The organism is Aquimarina algiphila, from assembly GCF_007489275.1.
In the GTDB taxonomy this organism is placed as follows: domain Bacteria; phylum Bacteroidota; class Bacteroidia; order Flavobacteriales; family Flavobacteriaceae; genus Aquimarina; species Aquimarina algiphila.
This window is the reverse complement of sequence record NZ_VLNR01000184.1, coordinates 1-1,064: the sequence shown is the minus strand read 5'-3', so window position 1 is coordinate 1,064 and position 1,064 is coordinate 1. Positions and strand designations below refer to the sequence as shown.

Below are 1,064 nucleotides of genomic sequence, written 5' to 3'. Positions count from 1 at the left end.
GTACAAAACTACTTCGTCCTGAAGTAGTACGATTTCTCTTTGAACGATTAGGAGAACCCTGAAAAATGATAAGATTAAGCAGGAGTTAGTACAATGTATTTGAATTTTTTGTAGTTAAAGTGTTTCTATCTACATCGGATAGTAGTTCTAATTCCTTTTCAATAAATGGATCGTACCAATCTACTTTTTCTAAAGCCCAATTAATCCAATTTTTCTTTTCATTAGTTAATGTGTTGGTTTTTTCAGCGAATTGCCTGAACTCTTTTATATAATTTCTTAAATATTGAGATTCATGCCATCTATTAACGGTTTTGAATAATTCTCTAAAATTTAAAAGCTCTATTTCTTTTAATTTTTTTAACTCTTCTTCTTTTTTACGTTATTTTTCCTGCTGTTCTTTTTGTTTAGCCCACTCTAATTTTCTTTTTTTATTGAGCATAGCTTTTGTTTCAATAGAAGCAATAATTGTTAATAATTTAGACTCGATAGGGGTTTTTCCGAATCTCTCCATTGCTTTTCGGGATAACCATCATCTAATCTTAATGATAAAATTCCGGATGGCACTAATTCCGATCTTTCCCAATTATTTTCGTTAACTACAACTCTTTTTGAAACCTCTCGAAACCTAATCTTTAGATATTCATCATTGATAACAACACAAGTTCCATTATTAAATTCAATATGATGCCCCCTCTTTTTTATTAGTTTTATGAAAGTATCCATAAATCTTAGAGCTCTAGAAATATTTGGTTTAGCAACACAAATATTAACAACACCGTTTGAAGAATCTATTAATCCATTAGTATTACCCCATTTATTAACTTTTTTGTTTTTCAGATCTTCTTTAACCTTTTTTATTAATGGATCAGGATTAGACAATCGATCAGGGACATTTAAAGATATTTCTTTAGAATTTCTTATTTCTTTCTTAAGTTGAGCTATGATTGAGTTTGGATGACTTTTTTCTCTGTTATTTTCTTTATCTATTCGTATTTCGATTTCATCATTCTGATTCTTTTTAGATATTGGTAAAGGGACTTTAATAACTTTTTTATTATATTTTA

The 1,064-nt window shown here is 28.4% G+C and carries 1 protein-coding gene; it reads right to left on the bottom strand.

Annotated elements, in window-relative coordinates:
- Positions 1–468: 468 nt before the first annotated feature.
- A partial coding sequence (locus tag FOF46_RS32070) for a hypothetical protein (protein ID WP_167572037.1) occupies positions 469–1,064 on the bottom strand: 596 nt, incomplete at its 5' end.